Annotated in this window: 16 protein-coding genes; 4 read left to right on the plus strand and 12 right to left on the minus strand. The window is 69.4% G+C overall.

Going from position 1 to position 21,876, the window contains the following annotated elements; genetic code table 11:
* Nucleotides 1-48: 48 nt before the first annotated feature.
* On the minus strand, nucleotides 49-2,718 hold the full coding sequence (locus tag ABZS69_RS29505) for a cellulose binding domain-containing protein (protein WP_355378265.1): 2,670 nt from the start codon (nucleotides 2,716-2,718) through the stop codon (nucleotides 49-51).
* Between the two features lie 185 nt (nucleotides 2,719-2,903).
* On the opposite strand from ABZS69_RS29505, the gene ABZS69_RS29510 reads away from it, so the two are divergent.
* On the plus strand, nucleotides 2,904-3,671 hold the full coding sequence (locus tag ABZS69_RS29510; RefSeq protein WP_355378267.1) for a 3-oxoacyl-ACP reductase family protein: 768 nt from the start codon (nucleotides 2,904-2,906) through the stop codon (nucleotides 3,669-3,671).
* On the opposite strand, the gene ABZS69_RS29515 is transcribed toward ABZS69_RS29510, so the two are convergent.
* The 10 genes from ABZS69_RS29515 to ABZS69_RS29560 all read right to left on the minus strand — a co-directional run bounded on the left by ABZS69_RS29515 (nucleotide 3,672) and on the right by ABZS69_RS29560 (nucleotide 17,422).
* A complete protein-coding gene (locus tag ABZS69_RS29515; RefSeq protein WP_355378268.1) occupies nucleotides 3,672-4,127 on the minus strand; it encodes a hypothetical protein in 456 nt (151 codons plus the stop codon). It abuts the gene before it with no gap.
* Between the two features lie 52 nt (nucleotides 4,128-4,179).
* The gene (locus ABZS69_RS29520) at nucleotides 4,180-4,950 is read right to left on the minus strand and encodes a hypothetical protein (protein ID WP_355378270.1); all 771 of its coding nucleotides are present in this window, start codon (nucleotides 4,948-4,950) and stop codon (nucleotides 4,180-4,182) included.
* Nucleotides 4,951-4,996: 46 nt separating this feature from the next.
* Nucleotides 4,997-7,879, minus strand: a complete 2,883-nt coding sequence (locus ABZS69_RS29525; RefSeq protein ID WP_355378272.1) for a glycoside hydrolase family 3 C-terminal domain-containing protein — start codon at nucleotides 7,877-7,879, stop codon at nucleotides 4,997-4,999.
* Between the two features lie 13 nt (nucleotides 7,880-7,892).
* Complete coding sequence (locus tag ABZS69_RS29530) at nucleotides 7,893-8,714, minus strand: carbohydrate ABC transporter permease (RefSeq protein WP_355378273.1); 822 nt, start codon at nucleotides 8,712-8,714, stop codon at nucleotides 7,893-7,895.
* The gene (locus ABZS69_RS29535; protein WP_355378275.1) at nucleotides 8,711-9,574 is read right to left on the minus strand and encodes a sugar ABC transporter permease; all 864 of its coding nucleotides are present in this window, start codon (nucleotides 9,572-9,574) and stop codon (nucleotides 8,711-8,713) included. The genes ABZS69_RS29530 and ABZS69_RS29535 overlap by 4 nt, the downstream gene beginning before the upstream one ends.
* Nucleotides 9,575-10,882 (minus strand): extracellular solute-binding protein, encoded by a 1,308-nt coding sequence (locus ABZS69_RS29540; RefSeq protein WP_355378277.1) that lies wholly within the window; start codon nucleotides 10,880-10,882, stop codon nucleotides 9,575-9,577.
* A 17-nt stretch (nucleotides 10,883-10,899) separates the two neighbouring features.
* Complete coding sequence (locus tag ABZS69_RS29545; RefSeq protein WP_355378278.1) at nucleotides 10,900-13,188, minus strand: TIM-barrel domain-containing protein; 2,289 nt, start codon at nucleotides 13,186-13,188, stop codon at nucleotides 10,900-10,902.
* A 367-nt stretch (nucleotides 13,189-13,555) separates the two neighbouring features.
* The gene (locus ABZS69_RS29550) at nucleotides 13,556-14,410 is read right to left on the minus strand and encodes a helix-turn-helix domain-containing protein (protein WP_355378279.1); all 855 of its coding nucleotides are present in this window, start codon (nucleotides 14,408-14,410) and stop codon (nucleotides 13,556-13,558) included.
* 48 nt (nucleotides 14,411-14,458) lie between these two features.
* Complete coding sequence (locus ABZS69_RS29555) at nucleotides 14,459-15,931, minus strand: carboxylesterase/lipase family protein (protein WP_355378281.1); 1,473 nt, start codon at nucleotides 15,929-15,931, stop codon at nucleotides 14,459-14,461.
* 102 nt (nucleotides 15,932-16,033) lie between these two features.
* Nucleotides 16,034-17,422, minus strand: coding sequence for an NAD(P)H-quinone dehydrogenase (locus ABZS69_RS29560; RefSeq protein ID WP_355378283.1), 1,389 nt, complete (start codon nucleotides 17,420-17,422; stop codon nucleotides 16,034-16,036).
* A gap of 259 nt (nucleotides 17,423-17,681) precedes the next feature.
* On the opposite strand from ABZS69_RS29560, the gene ABZS69_RS29565 reads away from it, so the two are divergent.
* Complete coding sequence (locus ABZS69_RS29565; RefSeq protein ID WP_355378285.1) at nucleotides 17,682-18,173, plus strand: gamma-glutamylcyclotransferase; 492 nt, start codon at nucleotides 17,682-17,684, stop codon at nucleotides 18,171-18,173.
* Here ABZS69_RS29565 and ABZS69_RS29570 read toward each other — a convergent pair.
* Nucleotides 18,170-19,471, minus strand: coding sequence for an MFS transporter (locus ABZS69_RS29570; RefSeq protein WP_355378286.1), 1,302 nt, complete (start codon nucleotides 19,469-19,471; stop codon nucleotides 18,170-18,172). The genes ABZS69_RS29565 and ABZS69_RS29570 overlap by 4 nt on opposite strands.
* A gap of 111 nt (nucleotides 19,472-19,582) precedes the next feature.
* Here ABZS69_RS29570 and ABZS69_RS29575 point away from each other — a divergent pair, with 111 nt between their 5' ends.
* Together ABZS69_RS29575 and ABZS69_RS29580 are read left to right on the plus strand one after the other, a co-directional pair.
* Nucleotides 19,583-20,575: an Lrp/AsnC family transcriptional regulator gene (locus tag ABZS69_RS29575; protein ID WP_355378287.1), complete on the plus strand. Its 993-nt coding sequence runs from the start codon at nucleotides 19,583-19,585 to the stop codon at nucleotides 20,573-20,575.
* On the plus strand, nucleotides 20,572-21,876 hold the full coding sequence (locus ABZS69_RS29580; protein WP_355378289.1) for a M20/M25/M40 family metallo-hydrolase: 1,305 nt from the start codon (nucleotides 20,572-20,574) through the stop codon (nucleotides 21,874-21,876). Before ABZS69_RS29575 ends, ABZS69_RS29580 begins: the two co-directional genes overlap by 4 nt.

The raw sequence follows: 21,876 nt of genomic DNA on the forward strand, positions 1-21,876 counted from the left end.
GGGCGCCGGCCGGAACACTGAGGCGCGGCGCCCCCTGTGGAACGGCTTTTATGCCGGGGTGCAGGTGAGGGTGGCGGGTGGGGTGTTGGTGCCGGTGTAGGTGCCCGTGAAGCCGAACGACGTCGTCCCGTTGGGTGCCAGGGTGCCGTTGTAGCCGGCGTTCACGACGCTCACATTGGCGCCGGTCTGGGTCGGGGTGCCGCTCCAGAGCTGGCTGATCTTCTGGTCTCCCGCCCAGGTCCAGGTCACCTTCCAGCCGGTGATCTGCGCCGCGCCCGTGTTCTTGACGGTGACCTCCGCCTGGAAGCCGCCCGACCACTCGTTCACGCCCTTGTACGTCGCCGCGCAGCCCGACCCCGTGGTGGGTGTGACGGTCGGGGTCACGGTGGGCGTGACGGTGGGGGTCACAGTGGGGGTCGGGGTGGGTGTGACGGTTACCGGCGGGCCGGTGCGGTCGCCGTACAGGATGCCGCGGCCGTTGGTGCCGAGGTAGACGCGTCCGTACACCCTGGGGTCACCCGTCAGGGCCTCGCCCATGTTGCCCCACTGGTGCTTGTCGTCGTTGATGCGGACCCAGTTCGACCCGGCGTCGTCCGAACGGTACAGGCCCGTGACCCCGCCGATCGTGGCGACCGCGAAGACCGCCAGGTACGTGCCGCCGGGCGCCGCCTTGCCGAAGCCGACGTTCACCGAACCGGTGATGCCCGACAGCTTCGTGAAGGACGCGCCGCTGTCCGTGGAGTGCCACAGGCCGCCGTCGCCGGCCAGCCACAGGTCGCCCTCCTTGCCCGGCAGCGCCTTGATCTTGCCGCTGGTGGGCAGGCCGGAGGCGGCGGTGTCGGTGAAGGTCGCGCCGCCGTTGGTGCTGACGTAGAGCCGCCCGCCGGAGAAGCCGTAGAACTTCATCGCGTTGACGCGGTCCGACTCCACGATCGCGCCCGTGGGCAGGCCGGACGCCTGCTGCCAGGAGTTGCCGTACCCCACCGAGTAGACCGGGGTGACGTTCTTGGGGGCCCAGACGAAGCGGGAGCCGTCGGCGGCGGCGGCCACCGTGCCGCCCTCGTCGATGCCGCCCGGCTCCGTGCCCTGGAACCAGTTCGCGCCGCCGTCCGTGGAGAAGGCCACGTGGCTGTCGTTCGGGCGGTCGGAGTCCTTGAAGTTGCCCGCCCTGACCATGATCGACGGGGATTTCTCCGCGTAGTCCAGGCTGGTGGTCGAGGTGAAGATCGGGGCCGTGAACATCATCGACGGTACGGCGTCCAGGTTCGTGTGCCGGAAGCCGCCGATGTCGCCCAGGGCGCTGACCAGGGACGCGCCGCTCGGCGGGCTGATCAGGTCCAGGACGGCCGTCTCCTCCAGGCCCTTGGCCATGGGCTTGATGGTGAACTGGGTGCCCGAGTCCCACTTGGCCAGGTCCTCGGTGCCATAGATCGTCGCGCCGGTGCCGTACATCATCCTGTTCGAGTCGAGCGGGTCGATCTCCAGGGACTCGGTCATCCAGCCGAGTTTCGGCGTGACCTCAGGGGGCTGTGGGTTGGTGCCGAACGTCAGCCACGGGTTCTCCGTGATGTCCTGCTTGTAGCGGAAGCTGCGGTTCGGGTACGAGGTCCAGTCCCACACGCGGGTCCAGGTCGCGCCGGAGTCCGTGGACCGGAAGAAGATCACGTCCGGCCACCAGGAGATCTGCGTGGCCACCATGATCGTGCCCGGCTTCTGCCGGTCGACGGTCAGGCCGCTGTAGCCGAAGTAGTCGTCGGAGCTGGACGACGGGATGGGGCTGATCTGCGTCCAGGTGCCGGTCGCGGTGGCGTAGCGCCACACGTCGCCCTTGGCGCCGTCGTACGGGCCGCCGGTGTCGCTCGTCGCGATGTAGAGGTAGCCGTTGACGGTGTCCAGCACGCCCTTGTGGGCGAGGTAGCCGGTCGGCTGGCCGGCCACGCGCGACCAGGTGGCACCCGCGTCGGTGGTGCGGTAGACGCTGTTCTCCTTGTCGGCCACGCCCACGTAGATGGTCTTGGTGGCGGTGCCCTTGGTGGACGAGCGCGGGTCGTAGGTCACCCAGACCACGCCCGGTTTGTGGCTCAGGTAGCCGTTGGGGTCGCTCGGGTCCTGGGCGTAGTTGCCGGCGTTCGGGAAGCTGGCCACCTTCGCCCAGGTGGCGCCGAAGTCGGTGCTGCGCCACAGCCCGTTGCCGTTGGGGGTGCCGAAGTAGAGGACGCTGTTGTTGTTCGGGTCGACCGACAGCGCTTCGCCCATGCCGCGGCCGGGCATGTTCCCGCCCAGCTTGAAGGGCAGCGGCGTGACCTGCCAGTTGTCGCCCTTGTCCGTCGAGCGCAGGATCGCGCCGTTGTTGGGGTCCCAGCTGTTGGTGTACATGCCGACGGCGGCGTACACCCGGTTGGTCTGCACGGGGTCGGTGGCGAGGCTGATCACGCCGTTGTAGCCCCACTTGTCCCAGCCGGCCCAGTCGAGCAAGGGGGTCCAGGACTTGGTGGACTGGTTCCACCGGTACGCCCCGCCGATGTCGGTGCGGGCGTAGATGAGGTTCTTCTCGGTGGGGTTGAAGATGATGCCGGGCACGAAGCCGCCGCCGTCGATCCTGACGTTCTTGTACGCGTACGGGTCCGAGGCGACGGCCGAGACCGGTGACATCCGCACGATCGCCGCCACGAGCAGGACGGCGGCGACCGTGAACATGACCAATAATCTTCTTCGCATGCGCGGCTCTCCCTTTCCAGGCACGCCAGCAGGCGCCCCAAAGGCTTCAGATGACCGCCATGCACGAGCAGAGTGCAGGACCCTGACCGTCACCGCGCCTTCGCGCATGAGCTCCACCAGAAGGCTCACACACGGGCGCGCCGACGGTCAATAGTTTGGACGTACAACGAATTAAGGGGCGAAGCATGGAGTTTCCCGAATTCCGGATCGACGGAAAGGTCGCCCTGGTCACGGGGGCGGCCCGGGGCCTCGGGCGGGCCATCTCGCTGGCGCTGGCCGATGCCGGGGCGGACGTCGCCATCGGCCTGCGGGACATCCACCAGGACGGCGGGCTGGCCCGCGAGATCACCGGGCTGGGGCGCGCCGCGCTCCCCCTCCAGATGGACATGACCGTCCCCGGCCAGATCTCCCGGGCGGTCGAGGAGGCGCTCGGCCGGTTCGGCCGCATCGACATCCTGGTCAACAACGCCGGCATCGCTCCGGGCAACCCGGCCGAGGACGTCACGGAGGACGACTTCGACCGGACGCTCGCGGTCAACCTGAAGGGCACCTTCCTGGCCAGCCAGGCCGTGGGACGGGCCATGATCCGGCAGCGGCACGGCAGGATCGTGAACGTCGGGTCCCAGGCCGGCGAGGTCGCCCTGCCCGGCGAGTCCGTTTATTGCATGACAAAGGCGGCGATCGCCCACCTGACCCGCTGCCTGGCGGTCGAGTGGGGACCCCACGGCGTCACGGTCAACAACGTCGCCCCGACCTTCATCCGCACGCCGGGCACGGCCACGGCCCTGTCGGACCCGGCGTTCGAGGCGGACGTGATCGAGCGGATCGCGGCGCTGCACCGCATCGGCGAGCCCATGGACGTGGCCGGGGCCGTGCTGTTCCTGGTCTCGCCCGCGGCCTCCCTGGTCACGGGGCACACGCTGGTGGTGGACGGAGGGTGGACCGTCCGATGATCACACCCGGCTGAGCGCGCGCTCGCCCCTCGCCGCCCACAGCGCGATCGCGATGTAGAGGACCTGCTCGGGGATCCGCTCCCAGAGCGGCGTCACGTCCTGGCCGGCGAGCGCGGCGTACACGTTCGCCGGCAGCAGGCCCACGAAGAGCAGCGCCAGGCAGATCCCGGCGGCTCTGCGGGTCCTTTCGAGCACGAGCCCGGCCGCCCCGGCCAGCTCCAGCACGCCCGTCAGGTAGACCACCAGGGACGGGAACGGCACGAACGGCGGCACCATGGCCACCATGTCGGCGTGGGTAGGCATGAAGGTAACGCCGGCCGGGACGAAGTGCGCACTGGCCGTCACCACCAGCATGACGGCCAGGCCATGAGCCGCGCTCACTCTCCAGGTGCCGAACCGCCCGACCCTGGACAGCCGGAACGCCAGCGTGGCCACCAGCAGCACGATCACGATCACGGAAGCCTCCATTAGATAGCAGTGCTTTCGATAACACTACTATCCAATAGATTCATCCCGCTATCTGATTCTTCGGCGGCGCGGAGATGCTGACCCGGGAGCCCCATCCCCGGTAGCGGGTCTCGGTGCTGAACCGGCCGTCGCCGACCTCGACGCCCTCCGCGACGTGCGAGGACGCCAGATGCGAGGTGACGAGCTTGCTGGGCAGGTTGTCGGGCCCCAGCGTGAGCTGGTACGTGACGGCCGTCTTCTCCTTGGAGCTGAACGGCACGGAGGCCCGGAACCACGGCGACACCTTCGCGAGCGCGCTGTAGGTGATCTTCCCGGAGTACGTCCGGCCCTGCTTCTTGCCCTTGAGGAGGACCTTCAGCGTCGCCGACTCGGCCGGGTTGACGACCTGCGAGAACATGCCGAGCCAGCCGCCCGTCATGCAGATGACGTCCCTGGCCCATTTCTTGCCGTCGGGGAGCTCACCGGCCATGGGGTTGGTGGAGTAACTCCGGCCGCCGACCATGATCGTCCGGCCGGACTTCAGGGTGTACATGTGGTCGAAGATGCCGCCCTGATACCGGGTGTAGTCGGCGGTGATGTCCGACGCGGCGATCCCGGACCTGCCGAACTGCAACGTTCCAGCGCGCTTGAGGAACGTCACCTTCTCCGAGTCCTGGAGCAAGGAGGTGACGTCCGTGAACTTCACCCCCTTTCCGGCCACCAGCTTCGCCTTCAGCGCCCTGACCGGATCGGCCGGAGCCGCCTCGGCGGGAGTGGCGGCCACGAGCATGGCCATGGCCGCCACGAGTGCACCTGCGATCGTCCTCTTCACGAAGATTCCTTTCGATGAGGGGACCGCAGATTCTGCCGGACCTTGATCACGACCTGGTCAACGCGAAGTCCTTGATCCGCAGGTCGCCCTTGAACACGAGGTAGAGGCTCCCGCCGCCCGCCTTGACCGTGGCGGTCGCCGTACCCCACTGGTAGACCCCGCCCGTGGCGGGCACCTGGACGGTGCCCAGCAGGGCGCCGGTCGGCGAGCCGGAGCGCAGCTCCAGCGAGCCGCCGCTCACCGAGGACACGCCGGCCGTGAAGCGGGAGCCGAAGGAGGCGCCGGTGAAGGAGAGCCAGTCCCCCGCCGACCCTGCCACGGCGTCGCCGCCGGCCTTGGTCTCGTCCGCGAACGCCACGCCCGCGTAGTCGTCGAAGTCCATCGCCCGCGTGGTCTTCGTCAGGTCACGCACGGGGATGGTCTCGCCGGACACCCGCAGCGTGGCGGACTGGCGGATCCGGTCGGACGCCGAGCCGACGAGGACGTCGTGGGTGGCGCTCTCCACGGCCCACCTGCCCCGGGTGTAGTCCCAGACCGCCAGGTCGGACTTCTTCAGGGTGAAGGTCACCGTACGGGTCTCGCCCGGGTTCAGCGTGACCCGCTGGAAGCCGCGCAGCTGCTTGACCGGCTGCTTGAAGCGGGACTCGCGCTGGTGGGTGTAGAGCTGGACCACCTCGTCGCCCTTGACCTTGCCGGTGTTGGTGACCTTGACGCTCACCTTGTCGCCCTGGACCGTCAGCCCCTGGTAGCCGAACGTGGTGTAGCTCAGGCCGTGCCCGAACGCGTAGAGCGGCTTGCCCTTTCCGTACAGGTACGTCATCCCGGTCTTGGCCAGGTCGTAGTCGTAGATGTCCGTCTGGCTGTCGCCGGCGGGCCAGGTCTGGGTGAGCCGGCCGGCCGGGTTGACGGCGCCGAAGAGCACGTCGGCGACGGCGTGACCGGTCTCCGCGCCCGCGTGGGTGGTCCACAGCAGGTTCGGGGCGTCCACGACGACCGGGTAGCTGGTCTCCAGGACGACGACGGTGCGCGGGTTCGCCTTGCGCACGGCCTCGATCAGCCGCCGCTGCCCGGCGCCGAGCTGCAGGTTGGGACGGTCGTGGAACTCGCGCCCGGCCACGAACGGGTGGCTGCCCACCACCACGACCGCGACCTCGGCCTTGGCGGCCTGCGCGGCGGCCGCGGCGACGCCGTCCGAGACGATCTCCTTGCCGAACCTGGCCGCCTGCGCCTTGGGCGCCAGGCCGAGCGTGCCGTCGGCGGCGACGGTCACGTACGGGTCGGGCAGGGCATACCAGCCCTCGACGGTCTCGTAGCCGGCGTACCTGATCAGGTAGCTGCCGTCGGACTGCGCTTCCAGGGCGAACTGCTGCTGGACGTACCAGCCGTCGGCGTCGGCGTCGTCGGTGTCGAGCGAGCGCCAGTCGCCGCCGAGCAGCTTGCCGTTGCCCGCGTTGCGCAGCGTGGACACGCCGCCGGTCCAGTCGGTCAGGTCCCATTGGGAGGCCGCGGTGGGCGCCGTGTCGATCAGGGCGGCGTTGTCGTCGGGCCCGGTGCCGGTGGCGGTGAGGTACTTGCCGGAGCCGAGGTGCTTGAGCGCGATCCGCTCCAGGCCCGCGCCGGTGCTGACGTCGCCGACGCGCTCCTTGATCCCGTCCACGGGCGTGACCTGGTACGGCGCCTTGCCCCCGTACCAGTCGCGGTAGAGCGTCCCGGCCAGCGGGCCGACCACGGCCGCCGACTTCGGCTCCTTGAACGGCAGGGCGCCGGAGTTCCGCAGCAGCACCGCCGCCCGGCCCGCGGCTTCCCGGTTGAGCCGCTGGTTGGCCGGGCTGTTGATCACGTCCTTGGTGATCTTCTTGTACGGCCCGCCGTCCGGGTCGAAGTGCCCCAGCCGCGTCCGGATGGTCAGGACGTTCCGCACGGCCCGGTCCACGTCGGCCTGGGCGATGAGCCCCTGGTTGAGCGCCGCCGTGAGCTGCTCGGCCAGCGGCCCGGCGTTGCTGTCGTCGATGGTGTAGCTGTCGAGCCCCGCCTTGAGCACCGCGGCGAACGCCTCGGGCTTGTTGTCGTAGTACTTCTCCAGCTCGGTCAGCGCGTACGGCCCCCAGGCGTCGCTGACGTTGTAGAGCGTCTTGTCCGTCCACGATCTGACCGTGGTGGCGAGGTCGGGGTTGACGTGGTTGGGCCGCCCGTTGACCAGGTTGTACGACGCCATGACCCCGGTCGCGGCGTTGGCCGAGATGGCCGCCTTGAACGCCTGCTCGTAGTACTCGTGCTTGAGCTTCGGCGTCAGGTTGGAGGAGCTGGTGCCCCGGTTGGTCTCGTTGTTGTAGGCCAGGTAGTGCTTCAGCACGGGCGCGGCCTTCAGGTAGACGGGGTCGTCACCCTGCAGGCCCTTGCCGTAGGCGGTGGAGATCGCCCCGGTCAGCAGGGGGTCCTCCGAGTAGCCCTCCTCGTTGCGGCCCGCCCGCGGGTCCCGCAGCAGGTCGACGACGGGGGCCCACACCTGCAGGCCCCACAGGGTCGGGTCCGCGTCGTTGTACCCGCGCACCTCGTCGCCGACGGCCGAGCCGACCCGCTTGATCAACTCGGGGTCCCACGTGCTGGCCAGCCCCACGGCCTGCGGGAACACGGTGCCGGCGGCGAACTTCTGGCTCCAGTTGGCGTTGAGGTCGTTGGACCAGCCGACGCCGTGCAGCGCCTCGGTGCCGTTCTTGTGGTACGCGATGCCCAGCCGCGGGATGGCCGCCTGCGACTGGTGCAGCAGGCCCAGCTTCTCCTGGAGCGTGAGCCGGCCGAGCAGGTCGTCGACCCGCTGCTCCACCGGCAGGGCCGGGTTCTGGAACGGGAGGCCGGCGGCCTGCGCAGGGGGTGCGGCGAGCAGCGAGGCCGCCAGCGTGAGGGTGGCTAATAACGGGATCTTTCGCATCAATGGTTCTCCATCACTTGATGGCGCCGACCGTCACACCTCGGGTCAGCGTGCGCTGGAAGATCAGGAAGAAGGCGACCGCCGGGAGGAGGCCGAGCAGCGCCGAGGCGCTGGACATCGTGGCGTCCATGTACTTCTCGCCCTGCAGCACGGCGAGCGCGACGGGCACCGTCTGGGTGTCGTTCGAGATCAGGAAGATCAGCGGCAGGAAGAACTCGTTCCAGGTCCAGATGAAGAAGAAGATCAGCAGCACGTTGATGGTGGGTCTGCTGATCGGCACCACGATCCGCCACAGGGACCGCAGCCGCCCCGCGCCGTCGATCGCCGCCGCCTCCAGGATCTCCTTCGGGAACTGGCCCAGGATCGCGCTCAGCAGGTACGTGCCGAACGCCGCCTGGATCACCGTCATGACGATGATCACCGCGAGCTGGGTGTCGTACAGCCCGACCGCCTTGGCCAGGTAGTACAGCGGGTAGGCCAGCGCCTCCTGCGGCAGCGTGTTGGCCACCAGGAACAGCGCGAGGATCGACAGCCGGCCCTTCACCCTGCCGATGCCCAGCGCGTACGCGTTGAGCACCGACAGCAGGACGGCGAGCACGGCCACGGACGCGCTGATCAGGAAGCTGTTCCACAGCTTGGTGCCGAACTCCACCCGGTTCCAGAAGTCGACGAGCCCCTGCAGGTAGAGCCCGTCGGGCAGGCTCAGCGGGCCGTCCGAGCTGTACTCGGCGGGCGACTTGACCGCGTTGATCGCCACGATCGCGAACGGGAACACCATCACGACCGCCAGCACGACCAGCGAGCACAGCACCGCCCAGCGCCCCGGGCCCCTCATTGCTCACGCTCCTGGACCCGCAGGAACAGGAACGTCACCACGATGATGATCAGGGCCAGCACCGTGGCGATCGCGGAGCCGTACCCGACGTTGCTCTTCTGGAAGAAGTTCAGGTACGAGAAGTACGACGGCACCATCGTCGCGTTGCCGGGCCCTCCGCGGGTCAGCACGAAGATCGGCCCGAACACCTTGAGCGCGGCGATCGTGCACGTCAGCAGCACCACGAAGATCTCCGGCCGGATCTGCGGGATCGTGATGTGCCAGAACCTGCGCCACCACGAGGCCCCGTCGATCTCGGCCGCCTCGTAGTAGGCGGGGTCCACGCGCTGCAGCCCCGCCATGAAGATCACCACCGGGTAGCCGAGCTGGAACCAGACCATGACCGCCATGACCGTGGCCAGCGCCAGGTCGGGGTCTCCGAGCCAGTCGAGGTCGAGGCCGAAGATCTGGTTGATCGCGCCGTACGACGGGTGCAGCATCCAGCCCCACACCACGCCGGCCACCGCCACCGGCAGCACCTGCGGCAGGTAGTACATGGCCCGCAGCGCCGAGGCCGTGCGCGGCCCGAACCGCTTGGCGATGTAGTCGAACAGGGCCGCCGCCAGCACGAGGCCGATCGCGGTCGGCACGATGGCCATGGCCACGATCAGGCCCACGTTGTGCTGGAACGACTGCCAGAACCGCTCGTCCTTCAGCAGCCTGGCGTAGTTGTCGAGCCCGATCCACCTGGGCGTGCCCACCCCCGACCAGCGGGTGAAGCTCGCGCCCACGTTCATGAGGAACGGCACGACGATGACGACCAGGAACAGCAGCAGGCTGGGGGCCAGGTAGAGCCAGTACCCCCTCGTGCGCACCCTCATCTAGTTGCCGATGTCTGCGAGGTTGTCCTCGTACGGCTTGGCGATCTCGTCCAGCACCGCGGCCGGGGTCTTGCTGCCGTTGATGAGGTTCTGGACCCCGGCGACCAGCACGTCGTAGTAGCCGGGCGCGGGCCAGTCGGGGTAGAAGGCCAGGCCGTCCTGGCTGGTGAGCTTGTTGAAGGTCTCGATGAGCTCCTTGCTCTTCGCGTCGGTGATCGCGGCCGGGTCGGCGGCCACGGGGACTCCGCCGGAATTGCCCAGGAGGTTCTGGATGTCCTTGCTCATCGTGATGTCGATGAAGTCGTAGGCCAGGTCCTTGTTCTCCGACTTCTCGGGCACGACCCAGATGTTGCCGCTGGAGCCCGGGGACATCGTGGCACCGGGGAAGAGGAAGTGGCCCCACTCGAACTTCTTGATCTCCGAGGCGAAGCGGCCGTACCACCAGCTGCCGCTGATCATCATGGGGAACTTGCCGTTCATGAACGCCACGCCCATGTCCTCGGCCTTGAGCCCGGACGAGTCCTTGGCGATGTAGCCCTTCTTCACCCAGTCGGCGAACGTGTCGGCGCCGTAGGTGAACTCGGGGCCGTGGAAGTCGACCTTGCCCTTGTAGGACTGGAATGCCTCCAGCCACGGCTTCTGCGCCTTGGTCAGCGCGAGCTGGTAGAGGATCTGCTGGGCCGGGTACTCGGCGCCGGCGCTGGCGATGGGGGTCGTCCCTGCCTTGACGAACGTGTCCATCGCGGCCGTGAGCTGCTCGAACGTCGTCGGCACCTGGACCTTGTGCTTCGCGAACAGGTCCTTGTTGTAGTAGACCATCACGAACTCGCCGTAGTTCGGCACGCCGTACCACTTGCCGGAGCCCATGACGCCGCGGTCGTCGTACTTGGCGGTGGTCTGCAGGCCGCCGGGCAGCAGCTTGTCCCAGCCGCGCTTGGCGACCTCCTCGCTGAGGTCGGTGAGCAGGCCCTGCTTGGAGAGCAGGCCGGCGGTGGCGTTGCCCTTGTTGTACTCCATGATGTCGGGCGCCTCGTCCGAGTTCAGCACCATGCTGGCCGTCTTCTGGATCTGTTCGAAGCCCTTCTCCTCGAACTTGACGGTGACGTTCGGGTGCGACGCCTGGAACTTCTTGATCGCCTCGGCCCACGCCTTGCCCATGGCGCTGTCGGCCGACTCGTAGTGCCAGAGCTTGAGTGTGCGCGGCTGACTGCTGCTCTGGGCAGACGGGGTCTCCGAGCCTCCCGAGCCGCACGCCGACAGAACCAGGACCGCGACGGCCAGCGCCGCCGCGGCTCTTGACTTGACCATGATCCCTCCAGGGGGTGTTACGAGATGACGGCCCGCGCGGGGGCACCGGCCACCGGGGCGATCTCCACCCCGGTGACGCGCTTCGGGCCTGTGACGGCGACGCGCAGCACATCGCCGTCCCTGGTGGCGACGGCGACCGTCACGCCGTCCGCGTCGTGGATTTCCACAGTCGCGTCGCCGCCCCCGAAGGCGACGAGAGTGATCTCGGCCGGCACGTCCACCGTGTCCCCCGGGTCGCTGACCATGGGGATGAGCGCGCCGTGCCGGACGAAGAGGGGGATCCGGTCGAGCGGCGTGCCGACCGTGACATAGCGGGAGCCTTCGAGCACCTCGCCCGTCCAGTAGTCGACCCACGTGCCGCGCGGCAGGTACACCTGACGGGTGCCCTCGGGCGCGGTCATGGGGGCGACGAGCAGGTCCTTGCCGAGCAGGTACTGCAGGTCGGCCTGCCAGGCCACCGGGTCGTCCGGATAGTCCACGCACATCGCCCGCATCATGGGCGCGCCAGTGCGGGCCGCCTCGACGGCCGCCGTGTAGATGTACGGCATCAGCCGGTAGCGCAGCTTCAGCGCGCCGACGGCCTGCTCCTCGACGGCCGGGAACTCCCAGGGCTCGCGGGTGGTCGTGCCGTGCAGGCGCAGGAGCGGGGAGAAGGCGCCGAACTGGGTCCAGCGCACGTACAGGTCGTCGGTGGGCCGGCCGGTGAAGCCGCCGGCGTCGTGGCTCCAGAACGGCACGCCGGACAGGCCGTGCGCGAGGCCGCCCCTGATCGTGCTGCCCATGGCGGCGTAGCTGGTGTAGGTGTCGCCGCCCCACTGGGCGCTGTGGCGCTGGCCCCCGAGGTAGGAGGAGCGGGCCCAGACGAGGTCGTGGCCGTGCACCTCACGGGTCACGGCGGCGACGGCGTCGTTGAACAGCAGGGTGTAGACGTTGTGCAGGTCGGTGCCGGCCATGCCGTTGTACGCCACGGAGTCGGCGGGCACGCCCTCGGCGAAGTCGGTCTTGAACGCGTCGACGCCCTGGCGCAGGAGGTCGCGCAGCAGGCCCTGGAACCATTCGGCGGCCCGCGGGTTGGTGAAGTCCACGATCCCGCACGCGGGGAACGATCCGTGCCAGCAGTCGGCGACGTAGGTCTCCCCTGCCCGATTTTTCAAGAAATATCCGGCTTCGGACCCCTGCGCGAAGGCTGGGCTCAAGTGTGAAATATACGGATTCATCCACAGACAGACCCGGAACCCCATCCCCTTGAGCTCGGCCAGCATCGCGTCCGGGTCGGGGAAGTTCACGGGATCCCACCGCAGGTCCGACCAGTGCCCGTCGGTCTGCCAGTACGTGTCCAGATGCAGCACGTCGCACGGGATGCCGCGCTCCCTGATCGTCCGCGCCCTGGCCAGCACCCGCTCCTGGCTGTCCACGCAGAACCCCGACGAGATCCACGTCCCGAACGCCCACTTCGGCGGCAGCGCGGGACGGCTGGTCAGCAGGTCGTAACGGTCCAGGACCTCCGACGGCGTCGGCCCGGCGATCACGTAGTAGTCCATCACGTCGTCCGGCACCAGGATCTGCACGACACTGTGCGTGGACTGGCACACGTCGAACTCCGTCGGCGCCCCGCTGTCGACGAGGACCCCGTAGCCCTTGCTGGAGACGTACAGCGGGATGTTCTTGTACGCCCGCTGCGACTCGGCGCCGAACGCGTCGAAGTTCCACATGAGCGGGCGCTGGCCGCGCTTGTCCAACCGTGTGAACGACTCCCCGAACCCGCTGAACGCCTCGTCGGGCGCGGCGGCGAAGCTCTCGTGATACGCGACGGGCGCGCCGTTGACGCTCGACCGGCCGAAGGGCAGCGTACGCAGCCGTCCGCTGATGTCCGTGTGCCCCCGGTCCTGCTCTACCAGCGCCTTCCCGCTCGCGTCCGTGAACCTCAGGTGCCACGGCGCCAGGCTGATCTCGGCCCGCAGCGAGCCGGCGTCGATCACGATCGGCTCACCTGGCGCGACCCCGGCACGTGCCCCTGGATACGTGCCGGGGGTCACCAGCGAGACGGCCCCTTCCGAGCGAGGCCTGGCGGCCGCGTCCTCCGACAGCCGCACCCGGATGACTCCCTCACCGGCCACTCCCACCTGGACGACCAGCGTCTCTTCCGCGGTGGTGACCGCCTTCACCATCACCTCGGCACCGTCGGCCGCGACCAGCTCCGCGGCGCTCACCGCCGACAGACCGCCCTCGCCTCGTCCACGAACCGGCAGCTCGGGCGGGTCCGCGACGAAGTACTCGTGCGTGACCAATGGGGGGCGATAGGGCATGGAAGCTCCTTATGAACGGCTGCGCCAACTCGTGAGTTAGTTTGCTGTCCATACCAACAAACGTCAACGGTCCCCCTCCCACTTCCTCCACGCCCCGCCCCACATGACAAGGGCACCCACGCGCCACGCGCGGCGACGGTCGGGTGGTTGGTTGGTTGCCCAGGTGACGGCGCGCGCCCCTCAGCGGCGCGCACGCGGCACAGCGACGACCGCCAATTGCGTTGGTGACGGTGCTCGCGGCGACACGCAGACGATGACGCACCACCACCGCGCCCAAGCGACGGGCCCCCCGTACCCGAGCGACGCGCCACCACCCCCAAGCGACGAGCCCCCCGGTCAGCGCGACCAGTCGGAGCGCGCGCTCACGTCACCCGCCGGATCCGCGCGCAGTAGGCCACGCCACATCGTCGAGCGCGAGAAACGGCGAGACCGCGACCGAAGTCGGCGTCATCCCCGCGAAAGCCATGACGTCCCGATGAAGATGGGACTGGTCGGCATAACCGCTCTCCGCCGCCACCAAGGAGGCACTACGACCGGCGGCCAAACCGTGAACCGCATGGTCGAACCGGATGAGCTGGGCCACCCGCTTGGGCGTGAGGCCGACCTGGGCGCGGAACCGGGACCAAAGGCGCTTGCGACTCCATCCGATCTCGGCGACCAGCCGTTCGACACGTACCCGACCCCGGCTGGCCACCATCCGCCCCCACGAGAAGGCGACTTCCGGGTCGACGGCCCGGCCGGCGTCCGCCCGCCGGGCCAGCGCGGCCTCCGCGATCGCGAACCGGTCCTCCCACGACCCGGCGGCACGCAATCGCTCCTGGGTCCGCGCGGCCTCTCGTCCCCACAGGTCGTCGAGGGTGACCACCGTCCCGCCCAGCTCCGCGGAGGCGCCCAGGACCGCGTGCGCGACCATCGGCGAAAGCCGCAGTTGGAGGCACTCGGAGCTGCTGGCCAGGCCCCGCCCCCGAGCCCTGTTGGGCGCGAGCCCGGCGACGACGCGTTCGCGCTGCTGCGAGCCGCAGCCGTCCTCGATGACGAACGGCTGGTCACCGAGGTCGAAGATGACCGTGACCGCGGGGTGCGGGACCAGCGCGACGTCGCGGAGCTCGTTCGCCCGATCGCTGAACCCCGCCATCACGACCCCCGGCAGCCGGCCGCGACGCGACGGGACCGTGATCTCCCATCGAGGCACACCGGCGCGAGCCGGTTCGGCTGATCGCACGCCGCCATCGTAAGAGCCGCAACGCGACAATGCGCACCCCGCCGAAGGTCAGCGTCGATCGGCCCACACCTCGCGCTCGGCACCGTCGGGGTCGTCGACGACGGTGATTCCGTCGTCGATCAGCGCGGTGGAGCGGTCGGCCAGGTCGTATCGGGGCCAGCCCGGGTCGCCGTCGGTGACGAAGCGGACCCAGGTGCCGTGGGCCGTGTCGGCGACGACCTGTGGGGGTTCGTCGCCGATGAGGGCGCGGCTGGACTCCTCGTCGAGGAGGTCGAACACGTACGGGAGCTCCACCGCGTGAGCGGCGCCGAGGCGGCCGGCGAAGCGAGGCGACTCGTGGTCGAAGCGGTACATCCAGGTGTCGGCCTCGCCCGCCTCGACGCGCGCCTCGGCGACCCGGATCACCGGGACCCGCATGAGGCAGTCGGTGGTCACGGCGGCGAGCAGGTCGCCGGTGCTCGCGCCCGGCCGGGCCGCCCGGTAGCGCTCGACCGTCCCGTCGGGCCCACCGTTGGCGCCCACCATCACGGAGAGGATGCGCTCGTCGACGATGTCGATCATGCCGGTGGGGACGAGGCCGATCCGGGTGTCGTCCCGGTTCCACCCGGCCAGGAGCCGCACGCCGCCGCCGGCGCCCTTTCTCAACGCGTCGAGCGGGTGGTCAGGGAGGAGGTCGCCGTCGACGACCGGGGCGAAGGGGAGGACATCCCACTTGGAAGGATCCGCGGCGGTCTGGAACTCCTTGAGGAGCGCGGACGCCGCCCGCGTGAGCCGTTCGACCGGCACCTCGCTGAGGGCTTCGCGGGTCGGGGCGACCCCGAGCGACTCGGCCAGCCTTGAGGCGACGTGCGCGGCGGTCTCACCCGTGAGCGTCTGGGCGGCCGCCCCGCTCTGGATGACCGCCTGGCGGAACAGGCCTCGGGCGCGGGGCATGGCCATGAGGGTGACGACGCTCATGGCACCGGCGGACTGGCCGGCGACGGTCACCCGCCCCGGGTCACCGCCGAAGGCGGCGATGTTGCCCTGGACCCATTCGAGCGCGGCGATCTGGTCCAGCAACCCCAGGTTGGCGGTGCCGTCAGCGAGGTAGAGAAAGCCCTCGGCGCCGAGCCGGTAGTTGATCGTGACGCACACGATCCCGTCGCGGGCGAAGGAGGTGCCGCGGTAGCCCGCGACGGACCCGGACCCCTTCATGAACATGCCGCCGTGAATCCAGACCAGCACCGGTAAGCCCGATGCGCCGGGATCGGGGGTCCACACGTTGAGGTTGAGGCATTCCTCGCCGGGGATCACGACCTCCGGGAACAGCGGATCGCCCTCGTCCTTCGGGCAGGTCGGCCCGTACTCGGCGGCGTCGCGCTCGCCCTCCCACCGCGCGGGTGGCTCGGGAGGCCGCAGGCGGCGCGCCCCGAAGGGCGGGGCGGCGTACGGGATCCCGAGGAACGCCGCCACCCCCTGGTCCATCCGCCCCCGCAGCCGGCCGCTCGCCACCTGTACCTCGGGCGCGCTGTCCACGGTCATCGTCATCACCTTTCCTGTCGCTCGGAGCCATGCCGGACACGGCATCGAGCATCACAAGCTCAGGGAGGGGATGTCTTGAACAAATGTTCCGCGGCGGGAAGGTCAGATGGAGACGCCCGGTTGCATGAGGCGGCGGGCGGCCTCGGTGACGGAGCCCGACAGCGACGGGTAAACCGCGAACGTGTGGGCGAGCTGGTCGACGGTCAACCGCTGCTGCACCGCCACCGACACCGCCAGGATCAGCTCGGAAGCGCGCGGTGCCACCACCACGCCCCCCAGCACGATCCCGGTGTGCGGCCGGCAGAACAGCTTGACGAAGCCGTCGTTGAACCCCTGCATCTTCGCCCGCGCATTGGTGGCCAGCGGCAGTTTGACCACGTTCGCCTCGATCTCGCCCGCCTCGATGGACCGCTGGGCGACCCCGACGGCCGCGATCTCCGGGTCGGTGAAGATGTTGGAGGCCACCGTGGCCAGCCGCAGCGGCTGGACGGCCTCCCCGAGGGCGTGCCAGACCGCGATGCGCCCCTGCATCGCCGCAACCGACGCCAGCATGAGCACGCCGGTGCAGTCGCCGGCCGCGTAGACGCCGGGCGCGGACGTGCGCGAGACCTTGTCGACCTTGATGAAGCCGCCCTTGTCGAGCTGGACCCCGGCCTCTTCCAGGCCGATGCCGGAGGTGTTGGGGATCATGCCGACCGTCATCAGCGCGTGGGAGCCCTCGGCCGTGCGGCCGTCCTCCAGGGTCACGACCACGCCGTCCTCCGTGCGCTTGACGGAGGCGGCGCGCGAGCGGCCCATGACGTTCATGCCGCGGCGGCGGTAGACCTCTTCGAGCACCTCGGCGCCGTCGGCGTCCTCGTTGGGCATCATCCGGTCGCGGCTGGAGACCAGCGTGACCTCCGAGCCGAGCGAGCGGTACGCGCCCGCGAACTCCGCGCCCGTCACCCCGGAGCCGACCACGATCAGGTGCTCGGGCAGCTCCTCCAGGTCGTAGAGCTGGCGCCAGTTGAGGATGCGCTCGCCGTCGGGCTCGGCGCCGGGCAGCACGCGCGGCGTCGCGCCGGTGGCCACGATCACGACCTCGGCCTTGATCGTACGGTCGCCCGCCCTGACCACCTGCGGGTCGACCAGCCGCCCCCGCGCCCTGATGATCTCGACGCCCTCGGCCTCGACCCGGGTGGCGATGTCGGCGGACTGGGCCTGGGCCAGCTCCTTGACCCGTTTGTTGACCAGCGGCAGATCGACCCCGACCGCGCCCGCGTCGCCGTCGGGCCCGCCGGAGAACGCCACGCCCAGCGACGGCGCGTCGTGCAGCGCCTGCTTGCGGACCGAGGTCGCGATCAGCGTCTTGGAGGGCACGCAGTCGGTCAGCACGCACGCGCCACCAGGGCCGTCCTGTTCGACCATCGTGACTTGCGCGCCTAGCTGCGCGGCCACCAGCGCCGCCTCGTAGCCGCCGGGTCCGCCACCGATGATCACGATCCTCGTCACGTAACCCATTGTCCCGCATGGCGCCGGTAAGGCTGCAACTGGGCTGTTGCCGCCCGCACACGCCCGATCCGGAAAGCCAAAGGACAGACAAAGAGCGAACCAAGAGTTCAAGATCATGATGGCTGGTATCATGCCGCTCGGTAGCGGAGGGATGACACGTCGTCGTCACACCCGAAGCGATGGACCGAGTCAGCCGCCCAGCGTGGCAGGATGGCGCGGTAGCTGGATGACGTGCAGCACCCGCCGAGAGGGGTGGACCGTGGCGTGGCTTTCAGGTCCTGCAGGAAAGCCGAATGAGCCCAGGCTTTATGCCGCGTACGGCTCCAACATGGACCCGGAGCAGATGGCCATGCGCGCTCCGCACTCTCCGATCTGGGGGGTCGGCTGGCTGACCGGCTGGCGGCTGACGTTCGGCGGATGCGACCCCACGTGGGAGGGCGCGATCGCCACGATCGTCGAGGATCCCGACGAGCACGTGTTCGTGGTGCTCTATGACGTGCCCGACTGGGAGGAGACCTCTCTCGACCAGTGGGAGGGCGCCGTACGCGGGGCGTACCACAAGGTGCGGCTGCGGGTGCAGACCCTCGACGGGGAGGTCGTGGCCTGGTTCTACGTGCTCGACGGCTACGAGGGCGGCCTGCCGTCGGCCCGCTATCTCGGCAGCCTGGCCGAGGCGGCCGAGCGGGCGGGCGCCCCCGACGACTACGTCAAGGAGTTGCGGGAGCGCCCCTGCGCCTCGTTCGGCGGTTAACGCAGCGGCTGGTCCTTGGTCTCCTTCAGCACGAAGATGTAGACCACCGTCGAGATCAGCGCCAGCGCCGACATGTAATAAGGAAACGCCCCGACGTTGCCCGCGTCCTTGAGCGCGGTGCCGATGAGCGGCGCGGTGCCACCGAAGATCGCCACGGTCAGCGAGTACGGGAAGCCGGCGCCGGCCGCGCGCACCCGCGTCGGGAAGAGCTCGGAGTTCACCGCGGCCGAGATCGAGGTGAAGCAGCCGAGGAACACCATGCCGATCAGCTGCACGGCCAGCAGGCTGCCGAACGAGTTGCCCAGCGTGCTGAGCAGCGGCACCGGCAGGATCACGAAGGCGACGCCGAAGGTGATCAGCATGGGCTTGCGTCCGATGCGGTCCGACAGCATGCCGAGCAGCGGCTGCAGCACCATGAAGAACAGCAGCGAGATCGTGCCGACCGTGAGCGACTGCGCCGGGTCGAACTTGACCGTGATCTGCGCGTAGATCGGCAGGAAGCTGGTCCAGGTGTAGTACGCCACGGTGCCCGCGATCGTGATGCCGACGATCGTGGCGGCCGCCTTCGGGTAGCCCACCAGGAACTCGAACAGCCGCGGCCGCTGGACCTCACCGCGCTGGATCTCCTCGGCCACGGCCGAGGTCTCGTCGGCGCCCTTGCGGATCCACAGGCCCACGAGGCTGATCACCGCGCCCACGATGAACGGGATGCGCCAGCCGTACGAGGACATGTCCTCCTTGACGAGGGTGGAGGCGAGCAGCGCGGCCAGGCCGGAGGCCAGCAACTGGCCGATGGTGGTGCTGACGTACTGGAAGCTCGAGTAGAGGCCGCGCCGCCCGGGCGGGGCCGACTCCACCAGGAACGTGGTCGCGGCGGCGAACTCGCCGCCGACCGACAGGCCCTGGATGAGGCGCGCGAGGGTCAGGATGACCGGCGACAGCAGACCGACGGCCTCGTACGTCGGCGTCACGCCGAGCAGCAGCGAGCCCGCGCCCATCAGCACGATCGTGAAGGTCATCGCCGCCTTGCGCCCGAACCGGTCGGCGAACGCGCCCACCAGCAGGCCGCCCAGCGGGCGCATGAAGAAGCCCACCGCGAACACCCCGTAGGCGCTCAGCAGCGCCACGAGGCCGCCCTCGCTCTTGGGGAAGACCTGGGCGGAGAAGTACGTCGCGAGGAACGTGTAGGCGTACCAGTCGTACCATTCCACGACGTTGCCGATGCTGGCCGCCATGAGCTGGCGGACACGGCTCTTGGGGATGCCGACTGGCGATTGCGCCACGGGGGAGGTCGCCACGGGGGGCTCCTTTGCTGCAAAGTGCGGAGATGGCTTACTGTGCATTTGGACGACCGAAACAGTCAAATCTCTGGCCAGATATTTACAAACCCGACACAGAACAGGTTGCAGGTGGACGTTCTCGACCGGCGCCTCGTCGCCGCGCTCCAGGTCAGCCCGCGCGCCTCATGGGGCGAGATCGGCAGGGTCGTCGGCGAGCACGAACGTACGGTCGCCAGGAGGCTGCAGCGCCTGATCTCCGAGGGCATCGTGCGGGTCACGGCCATCTACGACGACCTGCGCACCGGCCACGGGCGGCCCGTCCACCTGCACGTCCAGGTGCGCCCCGGCACGGCGGGCAAGGTGGCCGAGGCGCTGGCCGACCGGCCCGACACGCGCTCGGTCTACGCGCTGACCGGCGCCGCGGACATCGGCTGTGAGCTGGTCTCCCCGTCCCGCGAGGATCTGCATCACGTACTGTCCACGCAGATGTCCGAAATCTACGGCGTCCGGCAGACGCAGGCCCAGGTCGTGCTCCACACGTTCAGGACCGTGGCCGAGTGGCACGCGCCGTACCTCAGCGAGGAGGAGGTGCTCGAACTGCGCCCCGCGCCCCCTCCTGAGTGCCTGCCCGACGAGGAGGGCCTGTCTCCCCTGGAGGAGGAGATCGCCCGGCTGCTCGCCGACGACGGCAGGATCGCCTTCACCACCGTCGCCGAGCGCCTCGACATCTCCGTTCCGACCGCGCGCAGGCGGGTGACCTCGCTGATCGAGCGGCGGCTGCTGCTGCCGCGGGCCGAGGTGGAGCCCGCGTTGCTCGGGCTCGAGGTGGAAGCCATGCTCTGGCTGAAGGTCCGGCCGTACGGGCTGGACCTGGTGGGGCAGCGCCTGGCCGGACACCCGAGCGTGCGTTACTGTGCGGCCACCTCCGGAACCCATTCCCTGATCGTGCAGGTCGTGGCCGCGCACGAGGCCGACCTCTACCGTTTCATGACCGGCGTCGTCGGACAGTACGACGAGATCACCGACAGCGACCTCACCCTGATCACCCGCGCCTACAAGCGCGGCCACCTCCACAAGTCCGGATTGCTCACGTTGGATCACCGTTGGGAGAAGACGCCATGACACCCGCCGAGAAAGAAGTCGCCGAACTTTGCGCAGAGCTGATCCGCGTGGACAGCAGCAACTACGGGGACGGCACCGGCCCCGGCGAGCGGGCCGCGGCCGAGGTCGTCATGGCCAGGCTGGCCGAGGTCGGGATCGAGCCGACGTACATCGAGAGCGAGCCCGGCCGCGGCAACGTGATCACCCGCGTCGAGGGCACCGACCCGTCGCTGCCCGCCCTGCTCGTGCACGGCCACCTGGACGTCGTGCCCGCCAACGCCGCCGACTGGTCCGTCGACCCCTTCGGCGGCGAGGTGCGCGACGGCTACATCTGGGGCCGCGGCGCCGTGGACATGAAGGACATGGACGCGATGATGCTGGCCTTGCTGCGCCAGCTCAAGCGCGAGGGGCGCCGGCCGCGCCGCGACATCGTGTTCGCGTGGGTGGCCGACGAGGAGGCCGGCGGCGTCTACGGCGCCAAATACCTCACCGCGAACCACCCCGAGCTGTTCGAGGGCGTCACCGAGGCGATCAGCGAGGTCGGCGGCTACTCGCTGGAGGTGGACCCGTCGCTGCGGCTCTACCTGATCGAGACGGCCCAGAAGGGCCTGGCCTGGATGAAGCTCATCGCCGACGGCACGGCCGGGCACGGCTCGATGCTGAACTCCGACAACGCCGTCACCGAGATCGCCAAGGCTGTGGCCAGGATCGGCGACCACGACTGGCCGCTCACGTACACGCCGACCGTGCGGCAGTTCCTCACCGAGGTCGCGGACGCGTTCGGGATCCCGTTCGACGAGGAGGACCCGCAGCCGATCCTGGACAAGATCGGGCCCCTCGTCCGCTTCGTCGGCGCGACGCTGCGCAACACCGCCAACCCCACCCAGCTCGACGCCGGTTACAAGTCGAACGTCATCCCCGGCCAGGCCACGGCGGTGGTCGACGGGCGGTTCCTGCCCGGGTTCGAGGAGGACTTCTTCAAGACCGTCGACTCGCTGCTCGGGCCGAGCATCCGGCGCGAGTTCATACACCACGACATCGCGCTGGAGACCACGTTCGACGGGGCGCTGGTCGAGTCGATGATCGCGGCGCTCAAGGCCGAGGACCCGGCGGCGCGGGCGATCCCGTACTGCATGTCGGGCGGCACCGACAACAAGTCGTTCTTCGCGGACCTGGGGGTGCGCGGGTTCGGGTTCGTGCCGCTGCGACTGCCCGCCGACATGGACTTCGCGTCGATGTTCCACGGCGTGGACGAGCGGGTGCCGGTGGACGCCCTGCAGTTCGGCGTGCGGGTGCTGGACAGGCTCCTCCTAAACTACTGA

Source organism: Nonomuraea sp. NPDC005650 (genome assembly GCF_040605375.1).
Classification (GTDB): Bacteria; Actinomycetota; Actinomycetes; order Streptosporangiales; family Streptosporangiaceae; genus Nonomuraea.

Excerpts from the sequence above, each read along its gene's own strand:
- ABZS69_RS29555 (WP_355378281.1), bottom strand. The coding sequence starts at position 15,931 with ATGACCGTGGACAGCGCGCCCGAGGTACAGGTGGCGAGCGGCCGGCTG.
- ABZS69_RS29580 (WP_355378289.1), top strand. The coding sequence starts at position 20,572 with ATGACACCCGCCGAGAAAGAAGTCGCCGAACTTTGCGCAGAGCTGATC.
- ABZS69_RS29545 (WP_355378278.1), bottom strand. The coding sequence starts at position 13,188 with ATGCCCTATCGCCCCCCATTGGTCACGCACGAGTACTTCGTCGCGGAC.
- ABZS69_RS29510 (WP_355378267.1), top strand. The coding sequence starts at position 2,904 with ATGGAGTTTCCCGAATTCCGGATCGACGGAAAGGTCGCCCTGGTCACG.
- ABZS69_RS29530 (WP_355378273.1), bottom strand. The coding sequence starts at position 8,714 with ATGAGGGGCCCGGGGCGCTGGGCGGTGCTGTGCTCGCTGGTCGTGCTG.
- ABZS69_RS29505 (WP_355378265.1), bottom strand. The coding sequence starts at position 2,718 with ATGCGAAGAAGATTATTGGTCATGTTCACGGTCGCCGCCGTCCTGCTC.
- ABZS69_RS29525 (WP_355378272.1), bottom strand. The coding sequence starts at position 7,879 with ATGCGAAAGATCCCGTTATTAGCCACCCTCACGCTGGCGGCCTCGCTG.
- ABZS69_RS29540 (WP_355378277.1), bottom strand. The coding sequence starts at position 10,882 with ATGGTCAAGTCAAGAGCCGCGGCGGCGCTGGCCGTCGCGGTCCTGGTT.
- ABZS69_RS29535 (WP_355378275.1), bottom strand. The coding sequence starts at position 9,574 with ATGAGGGTGCGCACGAGGGGGTACTGGCTCTACCTGGCCCCCAGCCTG.